Annotated in this window: 11 protein-coding genes; 5 read left to right on the top strand and 6 right to left on the bottom strand. The window is 54.1% G+C overall.

The window, feature by feature from the left end; translation table 11 throughout:
• Positions 1 to 9 precede the first annotated feature (9 nt).
• From W822_RS41310 to W822_RS41300, 3 genes are read left to right on the top strand one after another with little or no spacing between them, the layout of a single operon-like run.
• A complete protein-coding gene (locus W822_RS41310; RefSeq protein WP_024006635.1) occupies positions 10 to 864 on the top strand; it encodes an HpcH/HpaI aldolase/citrate lyase family protein in 855 nt (284 codons plus the stop codon).
• Between the two features lie 2 nt (positions 865 to 866).
• Positions 867 to 2066, top strand: coding sequence for a CaiB/BaiF CoA transferase family protein (locus tag W822_RS41305; RefSeq protein WP_024006634.1), 1200 nt, complete (start codon positions 867 to 869; stop codon positions 2064 to 2066).
• Positions 2050 to 3015 (top strand): Bug family tripartite tricarboxylate transporter substrate binding protein, encoded by a 966-nt coding sequence (locus tag W822_RS41300; protein WP_024006633.1) that lies wholly within the window; start codon positions 2050 to 2052, stop codon positions 3013 to 3015. Before W822_RS41305 ends, W822_RS41300 begins: the two co-directional genes overlap by 17 nt.
• A 135-nt stretch (positions 3016 to 3150) precedes the next feature.
• On the opposite strand, the gene W822_RS41295 is transcribed toward W822_RS41300, so the two are convergent.
• Positions 3151 to 5280, bottom strand: coding sequence for a hydantoinase/oxoprolinase family protein (locus tag W822_RS41295; protein WP_024006632.1), 2130 nt, complete (start codon positions 5278 to 5280; stop codon positions 3151 to 3153).
• Complete coding sequence (locus W822_RS41290; RefSeq protein ID WP_024006631.1) at positions 5280 to 6911, bottom strand: hydantoinase B/oxoprolinase family protein; 1632 nt, start codon at positions 6909 to 6911, stop codon at positions 5280 to 5282. The genes W822_RS41295 and W822_RS41290 overlap by 1 nt, the downstream gene beginning before the upstream one ends.
• 434 nt (positions 6912 to 7345) lie before the next feature.
• Here W822_RS41290 and W822_RS41285 point away from each other — a divergent pair, with 434 nt between their 5' ends.
• Entirely contained in the window at positions 7346 to 8296 is a 951-nt protein-coding gene (locus W822_RS41285; protein ID WP_253272326.1) for a Bug family tripartite tricarboxylate transporter substrate binding protein, read from the top strand.
• 135 nt (positions 8297 to 8431) lie between these two features.
• On the opposite strand, the gene boxA is transcribed toward W822_RS41285, so the two are convergent.
• The 4 genes from boxA to W822_RS41265 all read right to left on the bottom strand — a co-directional run bounded on the left by boxA (position 8432) and on the right by W822_RS41265 (position 13937).
• Positions 8432 to 9679, bottom strand: a complete 1248-nt coding sequence (gene boxA / locus W822_RS41280) for a benzoyl-CoA 2,3-epoxidase subunit BoxA (RefSeq protein ID WP_024006629.1) — start codon at positions 9677 to 9679, stop codon at positions 8432 to 8434.
• A 58-nt stretch (positions 9680 to 9737) separates the two neighbouring features.
• A complete protein-coding gene (gene boxB / locus W822_RS41275; protein WP_024006628.1) occupies positions 9738 to 11165 on the bottom strand; it encodes a benzoyl-CoA 2,3-epoxidase subunit BoxB in 1428 nt (475 codons plus the stop codon).
• A gap of 80 nt (positions 11166 to 11245) precedes the next feature.
• Positions 11246 to 12901, bottom strand: a complete 1656-nt coding sequence (boxC, locus tag W822_RS41270; protein ID WP_024006627.1) for a 2,3-epoxybenzoyl-CoA dihydrolase — start codon at positions 12899 to 12901, stop codon at positions 11246 to 11248.
• 133 nt (positions 12902 to 13034) lie between these two features.
• A complete protein-coding gene (locus W822_RS41265; protein ID WP_024006626.1) occupies positions 13035 to 13937 on the bottom strand; it encodes a helix-turn-helix transcriptional regulator in 903 nt (300 codons plus the stop codon).
• A 145-nt stretch (positions 13938 to 14082) separates the two neighbouring features.
• Here W822_RS41265 and W822_RS41260 point away from each other — a divergent pair, with 145 nt between their 5' ends.
• A complete protein-coding gene (locus W822_RS41260) occupies positions 14083 to 14553 on the top strand; it encodes a DUF4863 family protein (RefSeq protein WP_024006625.1) in 471 nt (156 codons plus the stop codon).
• Positions 14554 to 14568: the final 15 nt, after the last annotated feature.

The following is a 14568-nucleotide window of genomic DNA, read 5'->3' as shown; positions in this document are numbered from 1 at the left end:
AGACAAATCATGGTTCGATCACTTCTTTTCGTACCCGCCGACTCCGAGCACAAGATGACACGAGCGTTGGCCAGTCAGGCTGACGCACTCATCTTCGATCTTGAGGATTCAGTTGCATTCGATCGTAAATGTCTAGCACGCGCTTTAGTCCAACAAGTCATTGCGGGCGCAAAGACCGATAAACAGCTATGGATACGCATTAACGCACTTCATACCGGCCATGCACTTGATGATCTGGCCGCCGTGGTTGCACTTCAACCATTTGGAATCGTCCTGCCCAAGTGCGAGGGAAGCGCCATATTGCGTCAAATTTCCCATTATCTCGATGCCTTTGAAAGAATTGCTGACGTAGCTGTTGGGCAGACCAAAATTCTTCCGATTATTACCGAGACAGCTCGCGCGCTCATGGCCGTCAACGACTACGTAAATGTGACACCAAGACTGTGGGGCGTATCATGGGGCGCAGAAGACTTAAGCGCCGACATCGGCTCCCATATCAATAGAGTCGACGGGCGATACACAGAACTTTTTCGCATGGCTCGTTCCATGTGCCTTGTGGCCGCCGCTGCTGCTGATGTTCTCGCTATTGATACGGTATGTGTGGACCTGGATGATAGCGACATTCTCTCATCCGAAACACAAGAAGCCGTTAACGATGGATTTACTGCAAAAATGCTTATCCATCCCCGGCACATCGAGACGGTCAATCGAATTTTTTCACCTAGTCCGCAGCAGCTGCAGTGGGCGCATTCGGTGGTCGCTGCATTTGAAGAAAATCCGCTGGCCGGAACACTAAATCTGAACGGCAAGATGATAGATCAACCTCATCTGCGCCTGGCGCAACGATTGCTCGATAAGGAATGAAAATGGCGGGAGCGTTAGACGGAATCCGGGTCATCGATCTCACTAGTGTTGGAATGGGTCCGATGGCGACCCAAATGCTGGGGGATATGGGCGCGGATGTGATCAAAGTGGAATCGCACGAGGGCGATGTATTCAGGCATGTGACGCCTCAACGCCACAGGGGCATGAGTCACGCTTACCTCAATTTCAACCGAAACAAGCGAAGCGTCGTCCTTGATATAAAAACAGCCACGGGCAAAGATCAACTGCACAAACTGCTTCTGACAGCAGACGTGCTTGTATCCAATATGCGCGCTTCGGCAATGCGTCGGCTGGGCTTGGACTACGCTTCGCTCAGGGAGCGCCTGCCAACGCTCATTTACTGTTCCTGCTATGGCTATAGCGAAAAAGGATCCTACGCAGGACGCCCGGCAATCGACGACACAATTCAGGCAGCAAGCGGACTTGCCTGGATACAAGGCGCTGCCGGACAGGGAGAGCCGAACTATATGAATTCAGTCATCGCTGACAAAGTCGTTGCTCTTTATGTATCAAACGCTATTGTGTCCGCCCTGTTTGCCAGGGAAAAAAACGGCCTTGGCCAGGCAGTCGAAGTGCCGATGTTCGAGTGCATGACCGCTTTTCTCGCGCCGGAACATTTGGCAGGCATGACATTTGTGCCGCCCGAAGGGCCGGCGGGCTATGCACGCTTACTGAACGAATATCGTCGGCCATTCCGCTGTTCGGATGGGTATATCAGTGTCGTACCGTATACCGATGGGCAATGGCAACGGTTTTTTGAACTTACCCGCCGTCCCGACTTAGCCGACGACATGCGTTTTCGTACGGCGACCGAACGCAGCAAACACTTTCCTGAACTCTACCGTTACGTCGAACAAGTATTAGTCGAACGCACAACCGAGGAATGGACGCAATTGCTCACCCATGCCGATATCCCGTTCTCGAAAGTCAATTCCATCGCCGATCTTATCGCTGATCCGCATCTTGCAAGTTGCGGATTCTGGCAAGAAACAGATCACCCATCCGAAGGCCGGATTATACAAGCAGGCATTCCGGTTCGATTCTCCGGCACACCGGGTGAAATCCGACGCCACGCACCCATGCTGGGAGAACATACAAAAGAGGTTTTGCAAGAGATAGTCGATCAGGCACAACCTACCGCTGTCAACAATAACGGAGACCGATATGAAAAAGACATTTAGTATTCTTGCCCTATTGGCATTACTTATGCATCAATCACTGGCCGCAGCATATCCAGATACGCATAAGCGTATTCGATTTGTTGTTGGGTTTCCCGCCGGAAGCACGATCGACAATGTCTCACGCTTGATACTTGACGACATAAGCGCACGCACTGGTGTGGTCATCGTAGTGGATAACAAATCAGGCGCGCTTGGCTCCATCGGCGCCGGGGAAGTCGCGCGCTCGCAACCCGACGGCTATACGCTAATGCCAAGTTCGAGCGCCACTCACTCCTCTGGTCCTTTTCTTTCCAAAGCATTCCAACAATACGCGGCGGTTGACGATTTCACCCAAATCGCACGTGTTGTCAGATTCGATGTCGCCGTCGCTACAAGTGCCGATAGCGCCTACAAGGACGCGAAGTCGTTACTGAAAGCAGCAGAAAAAAAACCCGGTGCGATCAACAGCGGGTATGGATCCGGCACAGGAAGAGTTGCAGCTGCAGCATTCAGCCGCGCTGCAGGAATCGAAGTACAGGCAATCCCCTATAAAGGACAACCAGCAGCCATCATTGATCTGATCGGAGGACGCATCGACTTTGTCGCTGCTGATATCGGTGCGCTTGTCTCCCAGATTAAAGCGGGTAAACTGAATGCAGTAGCGCTTATGGCACCAAAGCGCTCAACCATTCTGCCTGATGTGCCGACGATGGAGGAGCTCGGAATCAAAGGAGTCGACCTGATTGCCTGGATCGGAATAGCGGGACCTGCCAAACTACCGCAAGATGTCGTGGACTGGTGGCAAACTCAACTCAGGGAGACGATAGGCTCCGCGAAAATACAAGATCAATTGCGTACCTTGGGCATGGAACCTGATTTATCAACAGGCACGGACTTTAGAAAATTTGTGCAGACCCAGTACACGGCCTGGGGAGAACAAACCAGGCATGCGGGAATCGAACCCGAGTGATTGTTTAGCTGACGCCAGAAACACCTGCTGGTACCCAGCACCACGTTGCGTATTCGAGGCGCAATGGTCGCCCGCTTGTTCCACATTTTGCACACGAGCTTATAGCCACCGGTAAACCCGGTGGCTATAACACAATCAGGCCACCGCTTTACGCTCTTCAACACCTGTCACTTCAGCAGACTGTTTCAACTGTACCACCAGCGTGAAACTCGCATCGACCTGGGCGCTTGCGCCCTCGGGCACGATCAATGTCGAAGACGCCTCCTGGACAATCGCGGGACCAGCGATGGTCTGATTGGGCAACAGGGCCGCGCGCTCATAGACGGGGACGCTGGCATATGCATTTCTTCCGGCAAGATAAAGTTTTCTGGTGCCTCGAATCGCATGTTCGCCTGAAATCGACATCTCGACACTCAGCGCTTTGCCACTGCTGGGGGCACTGACTGCCACTCGAATATTGATCACCTCGATCTCGCCCGCATGCGGCGCTTGCCCGAAGGTACGCGTGTAATTTTTTATAAACGCGTCACGGATGCAATCGTATGCATTTTTATCGTACGGTCCGCCAGGCAGATCAGTCACAATTTCAAAGCCCTGGCCGGCAAACCTTAAGTCGGCCGCGCGCTGTTTTACCATCGACTGCTTTGCCTGAGGCAAAGTAGACTCGATGACTGCAGCCGCGTCTGTCTCAATCGCCTGAAAAGCCCCTTCCAGCTCTTTCCAGTCCAACGACTCCAGCTTCCAGCCCAGGCTGACCATCCTGTCAATTCTGGCCGGTGCCATGAGCAATCCCATAGCCGAAGCAACGCCCGCTCCAGGCGGACATAAGACCTGAGTCACACCTAGTCTGCGCGCAATCTCACAACCATGCAGAGGTCCGCCACCGCCCGTTAAGAGCAATGAAAATTTGCCCGCATGATATCCGCGTTCTGCAATATGTACGCGCGCGGCGGCAGCCATATTCTCATTGACAACCGAATGGATTCCCCACGCTAGCTCCGGCACTGTCAAGCCAGACTTTTCGGCCAGCGGCCGGATGGCTGCTTCCGCCTTGTCCTGGTCGATGCTCATTGTGCCACCGGCAAACGCAACCGGGTCCAATAAACCAAGCACCAGATTGGCATCAGTCACTGTCGGTTGTATTCCTCCCCGCCCGTAACATGCGGGCCCGGGCGCGGAGCCGGCGCTTTCAGGCCCCACTTTCAGAAGGGACAACTCATCCAGTTTGGCGATACTGCCCCCGCCCGCCCCAATTTCTATCAGTTCGATAGTCGAAATAGAAATAGGCAGCCCGCTGCCTTCGGTCAGACGCTTTTCCCTGCTTGCTTCAAACCGATGGGTAATCAGCGGTGTGCCCTTATTGACAACAGCCAGCTTGGCCGTCGTGCCGCCCATATCAAATGCAAGGATATCCTGAAACCCCGAGCGCTCACCGAAGAATGCGCCTGCCAGCGCGCCGGCAGCAGGTCCTGATTCGAGCAATTGAATCGGTACACGTTTAGCCTCGTCTACGTGCGTCAGGCCGCCATTGGACAACATCATGAACAGGGGGGCTTCAATACCCAGCACGGCCAACTGCTCTGTCATGCGGTCCAGGTATCCGTCTGCAAGCGGTTTCACATAGGCATTGGCCACGGTTGTAGACGTCCGCTCATACTCCCGGATCTGCGGGGATACCTCGGAAGAGATCGAAACGAAGACATCGGGAAAAACCTCTTTTATTATCCGGCGGGCAGCCTGTTCGTTTGCCGCATTGGCATATGCATGCAGAAAAACAATAGCAACAGACGTGACGCCCTGCTCGACCAGCGCCTGCACCTGTTCAGTCAATTCAGCGCCGTCAATTGCGATCTCCAGGGTGCCTTCGGGACCTACCCTTTCATCCACTTCAAGGCGCAACTGGCGGGGCACCAGCGGTTTGGGCAACTCAATGTGCAGATCAAACAGTTCGTATTTATGTTCGCGGGCCATTTCCAGCGTATCGCGAAAACCTTTAGTCGTTATCAGGCCGGTTTTCATTCCCTTTCGCTCAATCAGAGCGTTGGTAAACAAAGTCGTGGCATGGACGACACGGTCAATGGATTGCAGAGCGATCGATTCGCGGTCCACGAGCACCTGCACGCCTCGCAGTGCCCCTACATGCGGCTCGGCCGGCGTTGTCAATTCCTTGTGAGAGACACATTGGCCGCTGCTGGTGTCAAAAAGGACAATATCCGTAAAAGTGCCGCCGATATCGATCCCGAGTGCATAACACTTGGTATTCATTATTGAGTCTCCTGCATCGTCGTATTTGAAACATAGCCGTTGATTTTGTCCGCATCGAAAAGATCGGCACCCCGCTCACTCGCGTTCCCGAATCCGCCGCCGCCGGGCGTGAGCAGCTCTACTACGCCGCCCGGTTCCAGTACATGCTGCACCTTTGGATTGACAACACTACCATTCAATATCACTGCTCCCGGCTTGCCCGCCGTCCCGCCGGCCAGTCCTTGCGCGGCCGCTTCGTCACGGGTTCGCTCCGCCATGAAGCTCACCACAATAGGGGTCGCGTTTCTGTTCTCGAATGCGATATGCTGGCCCGTGCCACCCCGGTGTTTTCCCGTGCCACCCGCATCGACTCGATAGCTTCGGCGCAGCACACGCAGGGGCGACATCCGCTCGATCATTTCCACCGGCGTTGAAGAAATATTGCTGGGCCAGGACAAGACGTTGGCTCCGTCTTTATGTTGAGAAGCGCCATAGCCCCCGTTCATGAAAAACAAATTTGTAAACGGCGCCCCCGACTGGCGAACGCCGGACAGATTGACACACCACAGCGGCGAGCCGACCGACGCAATGGCGCGTTCCGGCAACGCTTCAGATAGTGCGCCAATCACCATCATCGGAATGAAATGTCCAATGAGCGCTCTTGCACCACCTGCAGCTGGCGGCGTGGAATTCAGAATGCAACCTTCGGGCGCGCGGACATGAATCGGCTCAACGATGCCTTCGTTGTTTGGAATGTTAGGCAAAAGAAATGCCCGCAAGCCATAACATGTATAGGCTATCGTGTAGGCCATACAAACGTTGATCGAGCGGGCCACTTGCGCATCCGTGCCCTCATAGTCCACGAATATTTCTCCGTTCTTCACCGTCAGAGTCAGCATCAATTTGATAGGTTGTTCCAGTCCGTCGCTGATTGCGCTTTTTTTATAGACGCCATCAGGGATCTGGAGAATCGCCTCTCGCATCGCTACGGCCGAGCGGCTATGTATTTCGGCCGCCAATTCGTCCAGGCTCTCGAGCTGCTGCTCGGACATGAGATCGAGCATGCGGGATTCAATAAGTCTGAGTGCTGTAAATTGCGCATGGAGATCTCCCATTACCTGGTCCGGCTCCCTGACGTTCTTGCGCATAATCGCTTCAAATGTTTTGTCCAAATCGCCCTTGCGCACCACTTTCATGATCGGGATCTGCAAGCCTTCTTCATAGACTTCCCGAGCGTCGGCCGACCGAATTCTGCCGCCGATATCAGGCGCATGGGCGACTGAGCCTGACCAGGCGACGACTTTGCCGTTGCGAAAAATAGGCTTGGCAACAGAGATATCCGGAAGATGTCCTGTCCCCTGCCAAATGTCATTTGTAATAATGATATCGCCGTCCTCCAGCGACCCGAGTGGAAACACTTTCAAAAAATGCCTAATTGTTTGCGGCATCGTGTTCATAAACGAAGGAATACTATTGGTCGCTTGCGCGATCGATCGCCCATCCGCAGTGGTCAAGACGCAGGCGAAATCGTTCGATTCACGCACAATGGTCGAGAACGAAGTCCTTACCAACGCGGCCGCCGCCTCATCCACGATCGATATCATCCTGGTCCACAACAGTTCCAGGGTTACTGCATTGAGTTTGCTGTTCATCACTTCCCCTCGCTAAAAAACCTGATTTGCCGGAAATAGTCCGCAAGACGATTACACATGGCTCAGACAAACTGTATCCTGTGAGGGCATGTTTATCAAATGCAAATTTCCATGACAGGTATGCCAAATGAACATACTCTCCCAGGTGCACCGCATGCCCCCATTTGGCCCGCCGCTGCTCTTGAAAAGTGCGCAATGCGCCGGCGATGCACCAGGAGATGTTGGGGTAATCCTTTATATTCAAAAAGAATAGACAGCCGCTGAAAAGGAATTATGCACGCCGTGTTCACAAACCTATACTGGCCGTGTCTCACATAGATCAGCATGGCAAGAGAGAAGACTGTTGCGGCTGTCAGCGTAACGGTCCGAGTTCGACTAACCACACACCTTATCTCGGCAGGAACACTATGTTTAAATCATCAGCAATATTTTTCATGGCAATGTTTGCGTTCGTTTTCCAGCCCGCGAGCGCACAAGATTATCCTTCCAAAGCGATCCGTCTCATTGTGCCGTTTGCCCCGGGCGGCACTGCAGATGTACTGGGTCGGATCCTGGCTCAGAAATTGAACGAAAAATACAAACAGCCGGTGGTTGTTGAAAACAAACCCGGCGTCGGCGGAAACATTGGCGCAGAACAGGTTTCGAGAGCATCGCCAGACGGATACACTTTGCTCTTCGGTACAATCGGGATACATTCAACGTTCAATATCTACCCCAATCTGAATTATGATCCGCCCAAAGACCTGGAACCGATCATCATCGTCGCCGACACGCCCAATGTGCTTATTGCCAGCAAACGACTGCAATTGAAGAACACAAAAGAAATCATTGAAAAATCACAGAATGCTACGGCTGATCAAGCACTTTTTTACGGATCGGCCGGATTCGGTTCGTCAACACACATTGCCGGCGAACTGTTCAAATACGAATCGCATGCCAATCTTTCGCATGTTCCATACAAGGGTAGCGGACCGGCATTGACAGACCTGATGGGCGGGCAGCTTGATGTCATGTTCGAAAATTTGCCGACTGCCATGCCGCTCATTCAATCAGGAGATGTGAAGGTACTGTCGGTCACCAGCGATAAACGAGTCGCCTCGCTGCCGAATGTGCCGACTATTGCAGAAGATGGGCTGCCCGGATATGTTTTTACCGCCTGGTTCACCATTGCCGCGCCCGCGGGTACGCCCGATCCCATCGTGGACAAGCTCAATAAGGATATTCGCGAAGTGATGCTGTCCAAGGATTTGCAGAAGCGTTTTGCCAGTCTCGGGGTCAATCCGGTACCGGGCTCACGAACCGCGCAGCAGTCAAAGGCTTTTATCGATAGCGAAACCGCGAAATTCAATAATCTGATATCTGACGCAAAACTGACTGCGAAATAAAAACCACCTCCAGCAAAGAAAGGTTCAGTTCAGTCACCATTGCCCTGAAGGCAATTAAGGACAGCTATCCGGCAAAAACGGGAAAATAGCCCGTGGGTGACTGAATATTCAATCTTTGTGTGCGGAACTGACTAATCAATACGTCTCCAGATGCAGCCGTCCTTTCTGCCGCAAATTGGCATGCAGCTCGCTCCAGTCCATGCCACCGGACGCAGCCACTTCCTGCAGCACTTCCAGCACCCCTGCCTCCATGCCCTTGAGTCCGCAAACATAGATATAGGTATCTTCGTTTTTTAGCAGTTCGAGTAGGTCAACGATTCTTTCGCGCATCACATCCTGCACATATTTCTTGGGCTGTCCCGGTGTCCGTGAGAATGCGAAATTAATATCAATGAAATCCTTGGGCAGTTTGTTGAGTGGCCCGAAATAAGGCAGCTCTTCCTGGCAACGCGCCCCGAAAAACAGCATCAGTTTACCGTGTTCATCCACCGCCTCTTCCTGACGTTTGCGCCGACGCCTTTCAGTCATGGCGCGCATGGGAGCGCTGCCGGTGCCTGTGCAAATCATAATGATATTGGAGCCGGGGTGGTTCGGCATCAGGAAGGTGTGCCCGAAGGGGCCGATCACCTGGACCTTGTCGCCCTTTTTCAAATCACAAACATAATTGGAGCAGACCCCCTGGACCGGGTTGCCATCATAATCCTGCACCACGCGCTTGACCGTGATCGAGACGTTGTTGTAACGCGGGCGCTCCCCATCACGTGGACTGGCCAGCGAGTACTGGCGCGCGTGATGCAAACGATCGCTGGCGTCGGTTCCCGGCGGAATGATGCCGATGGATTGCCCTTCCAGCACCGGAAACGGCGTTTCACCAAAATCCAAAACGACGTGGCGGATATCGCTTTCGGATGATTCGTCCGTCAGCCTGTAATTGCCCGACACCGTCGCGGTAATGAAATTACGAGTGCCATACAGATTGGTATAGCTGTGTGAGGCGGACCACGGCGGAATCTGCGATCCGGCGACATAATTGCTGCCCTGAATGGTAACCTCGGCGTCGCTGTCCGTGCCGGCGGCAACCGGCGTGTCATCCGCCGGAACCTCAAGCGCCTGCAGGGCCGGCAGTTCATCCCAACTGTACTGCTCTTCGAGCGAATACATCTTCTCAACGAACACCGGCTGCCAGTTATCAATGGCACCGGTGGGACAGGGTGCCACGCAGGCCATGCAATGATTGCAAATATCCGGCTTCACGACGTAATTGGTTCCGTCGTGCGTGATCGCATCGATCGGACAGGTCTCTTCGCATGTGTTGCAGCGTATGCAGATTTCCGGGTCGATCAGGTGCTGTTTTGTTACCTGGGCTTGTTCAGTCGTCGCCATAACAGTCTCCATCCTGAATCTATTTCCTTGCTAGTGACCGCCCTTGCGGGCGGCGTTATCAGTTAAAACGCACGTATTCGAAGTCTACGGGCTGACGGTTGATACCCATCACGGGTGGCGCAATCCAGTTGGCAAACTTGCCCGGCTCTACCACACGGCCCATCAGCGACGCCACAAATGCGCGATCTTCTGCAGTAGGCAGCCACTCGCGTTCGTGCCTGACCCATTCCGCTTCGGACATAACCTGCCCTTCAGGAGAAACATGGACGGCAGACAAGGTGCCGATGCGTCGATTGAACGCTTTATGGGGCGCTTTCAGACGGAAAGGAATACCTGCTTTTTCAATGACTTTGTTCCAGCGGTTGACCCCGCCGATCGAGTCCTTGATATAGTCATCGCGCAGCACCTCATTCAGGGCATTGAGCATGGGCACCGAGCGCTCGACCAAACGACCGTCCTGTATGGCCAGCACGTTATACGTACGATCATACAGCTTGTGATCGTCGTCGCGCTTGGTCTCTTCGTAACGTCCCTTCAGGCCGGTGTTGTAGAATGTGGCCGCATTGCTTGACTCATCCGCACCAAACAGATCAATGGTCACGCTGAAATGGAAATTCAAATAACGCTGAAGGGTTTCCAGATCAATCACACCCGCTTCGCGAAGGCGTGCCGCATCGTCTGTTTTCAACTGGTTCATCACCTCGCAGGTGCGCTGAATCACACGTGACACGCCCGATTCGCCCACGAACATGTGGTGCGCTTCTTCGGTCAGCATAAACTTGGTGGTGCGGGCCAGCGGGTCGAAACCGGATTCGGCCAGGGCACACAATTGGAACTTGCCATCGCGATCGGTGAAATAAGTGAACATGTAAAAGGCCAGCCAGTCCGGCGTTTTCTCGTTAAACGCCGCCAGAATGCGGGGATTGTCCTCGTCACCGCTGTTGCGCTCCAGGAGCGCCTCGGCCTCCTCCCGTCCATCACGACCGAAATGCTTGTGCAGCAAATACACCATGGCCCACAAATGACGCCCCTCTTCCACGTTCACCTGGAACAGGTTGCGCAGGTCATACATGGACGGTGCAGTCAGACCAAGATGACGTTGCTGCTCTACCGACGCTGGCTCGGTATCACCCTGGGTCACGATAATGCGGCGCAGGTTGGCCCGGTGCTCACCCGGTACATCCTGCCAGGCTTTTTCCCCCTTGTGCTCGCCAAAATTAACCTGGCGATCGGCGTCTCGCGGATTCAGGAAAATGCCCCAGCGATAGTCCGGCATTTTCACATAGCCGAACGAGGCCCAGCCTTGCGGGTCCACACTGGTGGCCGTTCGCAGATACACATCAAAATCCTGGGATCCGTCCGGCCCCATATCATTCCACCACTTGCGGTAATTGGGTTGCCAGTGTTCCAGCGCGCGCTGCAGCGTCTTGTCTTCGGACAGGTTGACGTTATTGGGGATTTTGTCGTTGTAGTTGATACTTGACATCGTGTTCTCCAGAGTCTGGGAGCGGGTATTTCAATTGTTATACCCGGCTCCGCCATATTGATGAATTACGCAGCAATCGGTTAAACGCGGTTCCAGTCGAAATTGGGCTTCTCGCCTTTGCCATACAATTTCAGCGCGCCCTTCTCACCCACCGCATTGGGCCGGATGAAAATCCAGTTCTGCCACGCGGTCAGGCGACCAAAAATGCGGGTCCACATATTTTCAGGTCCGTTAAAACGCAGGTTGGCTTCCATGCCGGTGAGTGCGTCGGGCGACATGGAGACACGTTCCTCTATCGCAATACGCACTTCGTCGCCCCAGTCAATATCGTCCAGCGCATAGGTTACCAGGCCAGCTTGCTCAGCTTCGTCTCCGTTCAGCTGGGTGCCCGCCTGGGCTTTGATCTCTTCCAGGACATTCGCATCGTCATAGAAGCGCCGGGCCAAACGCGACTGCCGGGTCACCATGGGCAGAAAGCCAAAGTTCATGGCGCCCACGACAATGCGCGGCGACCGCTCTTCATCGTCGGGCAGTGTCAGCATGTAAATGCGATCGCAGGCCAGTGCAGGCTCAAGCAAAGAACCCGCAAAGCATGAACCCTCTTCGACCAACGCGAATAGGGATCGTGAAGAAACATCCAGTCGCGCAAACGTACGGCGCATCAGCCCCAGGGTTTCGCGCACGAACCAGTGATCCTTATTGGCCAGCAGAATGTCATCGCTTTTCAGGACATCCTGCACATTGCCGACGGTCTTGACCAGCCACAGACCGCTATCGAGTTCGTTGGTACGCATAGAGAGGATTGCATCATCCAGTTCACGCGCCATTTGCAGCGGCCACCAGTTCATGCCTGCCTGCACGATTGCATCGATCGTATCGGGCAAATCACCCTCGGGGCCACGAATAGTGAAGGTGGCGGACTTACCGGTGCGATCGATATCGACACTGACATATTTATAGTTGAGGCCGTCGACCGATTCGTGTTTTTCCAGCGGTGTCAGGGCAACCCCTTTGGCTTCTGAAGACACGGCATTCGCTTGTGCCAATTCATGCGCCCGCGCGTTGATCGTTTCCTGGAATTTGGCCGTTTTCACCACTTCATCAACCAGTTTCCAGTCTTTGGCGCGCTGTCCGCGAATGCCTTCGACCAGTGTGCAGAAAATATCGGCATGATCGTGGCGCACCTTGCGCTTGTCGGTTACCCGAGTCAATCCGCCTGTACCGGGCAGTACGCCCAGCAACGGAACCTCGGGCAGCGAGACTGACGAAGATCGGTCATCAACCAGATAAATTTCATCGCACGCCAGCGCGAGTTCATATCCGCCGCCGGCACAGGCACCATTGACTGCAGCAATGAACTTGACGCCGGAATGTTCACTGGTGTCTTCAATGCTATTGCGGGTTTCATTGGTGAATTTACAGAAATTCACCTTCCACGCGTGGCTGGACAACCCCAGCATAAAGATATTCGCGCCGGAACAGAAAATCCGGTCCTTGCCGCTGGAGACCACGACACTACGCACCTCGGGGTGTTCGAAACGCAACCGGTTGAGCGCATCATTCAACTCAATATCAACACCCAGATCGTAGGAGTTGAGCTTCAGTTTATAGCCGGGGCGGATACCGCTATCTTCATCGATATCGATAATCAGGCGTGCGATATTCCCTTCGGTCGTAAGGGAAATATGTTTGTACTGCGACGGATGGGTCTGGTAGTTGACTTTGAGCTCGCTCATGGCTGTTCTCCATTAGAGTCATGCAATTCGTTGCATTTATTTTTTCGTTAAAAGCACTATATTGCATGATTATGGAGATCGTCAAGGGGTTCGACTCAGTATTTACCCTAAAGCCGCGCCCCAAACCTGCTGGTCAGACTGACTGGCGTGCCCCCTGGACTTTGGCAAACAGCGCCTCAAACGTATCATCCAGAGGCTGCAGACTGGTATCCAGGTGCACGTCGGCCTTGCTATAGAACGCGACCCGCCCCTCGAGAATCAGTTTCAGATCATTCATGGCCTCCTTGCTGCCCGACATGGGACGAAAGTCTCCCTGTGCAATGACGCGATCCATGTGTTCCCGGGGCGTGGCCTGCAGCCAGACTGTCAGGCAGTGCTCCAGCAGGCTGTTATAGGTGGCCGCCTCCGATACCAGCCCACCGGGGGTGGCAATGACCACTTCCGGATAAAGCTGGATGGTTTCCTCCAGGGCGCGGCGCTCATAGCGGCGATAGGCCACGGGCCCGTACAGTGAGTGAATTTCATTGATGCTGCAGCCGGTCGTCTGTTCGATTTCGTGGGACAACTCGATGAACGGGTAGTTGAGCCTGTCGGCGAGCATCCGCCCCAGCGTGGATTTACCCGCCCCGCGCAAGCCGATCAGGGCAATGCGCGACAGACGCGAGCCCGGATTGCGGTCAGCGCCAAATAATTCGACCAGCTTCAAGCGAACCTTGTGCAGTTCCGTCTCGTTACGGTTTTCCAGCAACTCCCGAATCATCAGCCATTCCGGCGATGAGGTCGTGATATCGCCGGTCAGCTCGGCCAGCGAGCAGGTCAGCGCCTGGGCGACCTGATGCAGCACAAGAATGGTGGCGTTACCGGTACCCAGTTCGAGATTGGCCATATGGCGTTCGGAGATGCCTGCCAGGCTCGCCAGCTTTTTGCGGGTGATACCCTTGCGCGCGCGCAACGAGCGAATGCGCTCGCCGAGCGCCCGCAGCAGTGGTGTCTTGTCTTCCAGCGAATCTATTTCAAATGAATTTTCCAGCGTCATAGCGTGCCATTTCGTTGAACGGGAAAGGCTAGTGTTTTCCCTAAACATGGAGTAAAAATCTTGACTGATTTTAACTGCATGCCTATCTTATCATCTACATGCAAAATAATGCACGAAAAAATTGAGAGATTAGGAGAGTTTTACCATGCGCGAACAATTCGATACGCTCATCCATACGGTAACCAGCCAGATTGCAGGTCAGTCGCTCGATGCCAATCTCCAGGAGTGGCTCAACACTCACTTTGGCGCGGATAGTGACTGGTATCGCGATATGAGTGCCTCCTGTACCCAGGGCGTGGCCGATGGCTGGATGTGCAAATACGAAGCGGACGGCGTGAAATATGGCCGTGTCACCAAGCCATCGGAGGCCAGCGGTGGGTTTTCGGTCGATGTGGTCAGCATGCAGGATGTACGCGGCCCCCACCACCGGCATCCCAACGGCGAGATTGACCTGATCATGCCCATCACGCCGGGCGCCCAATTTGACGGCTGTGACGCAGGCTGGAAAGTCTACGGTCCGGACTCGGCCCATTCACCGACGGTTCGTCGCGGTGCAGCGCACGTGCTGTATTTGCTGCCCGAAGGCAAGATTGAATTCACCAAGGTACCTCAATAAACACTGCAACAGGTA

Origin of the sequence: Advenella kashmirensis W13003, from assembly GCF_000506985.1 — a bacterium.
GTDB classification, from domain to species: Bacteria; Pseudomonadota; Gammaproteobacteria; order Burkholderiales; family Burkholderiaceae_B; genus Advenella; species Advenella kashmirensis_A.
This window is presented reverse-complemented; position numbering and strand designations above follow the sequence as displayed.

Excerpts from the sequence above, each read along its gene's own strand:
- W822_RS41310 (WP_024006635.1), top strand. The coding sequence starts at position 10 with ATGGTTCGATCACTTCTTTTCGTACCCGCCGACTCCGAGCACAAGATG.
- W822_RS41305 (WP_024006634.1), top strand. The coding sequence starts at position 867 with ATGGCGGGAGCGTTAGACGGAATCCGGGTCATCGATCTCACTAGTGTT.
- W822_RS41300 (WP_024006633.1), top strand. The coding sequence starts at position 2,050 with ATGAAAAAGACATTTAGTATTCTTGCCCTATTGGCATTACTTATGCAT.
- W822_RS41295 (WP_024006632.1), bottom strand. The coding sequence starts at position 5,280 with ATGAATACCAAGTGTTATGCACTCGGGATCGATATCGGCGGCACTTTT.
- W822_RS41290 (WP_024006631.1), bottom strand. The coding sequence starts at position 6,911 with ATGAACAGCAAACTCAATGCAGTAACCCTGGAACTGTTGTGGACCAGG.
- W822_RS41285 (WP_253272326.1), top strand. The coding sequence starts at position 7,346 with ATGGCAATGTTTGCGTTCGTTTTCCAGCCCGCGAGCGCACAAGATTAT.
- boxA (WP_024006629.1), bottom strand. The coding sequence starts at position 9,679 with ATGGCGACGACTGAACAAGCCCAGGTAACAAAACAGCACCTGATCGAC.
- boxB (WP_024006628.1), bottom strand. The coding sequence starts at position 11,165 with ATGTCAAGTATCAACTACAACGACAAAATCCCCAATAACGTCAACCTG.
- boxC (WP_024006627.1), bottom strand. The coding sequence starts at position 12,901 with ATGAGCGAGCTCAAAGTCAACTACCAGACCCATCCGTCGCAGTACAAA.
- W822_RS41265 (WP_024006626.1), bottom strand. The coding sequence starts at position 13,937 with ATGACGCTGGAAAATTCATTTGAAATAGATTCGCTGGAAGACAAGACA.
- W822_RS41260 (WP_024006625.1), top strand. The coding sequence starts at position 14,083 with ATGCGCGAACAATTCGATACGCTCATCCATACGGTAACCAGCCAGATT.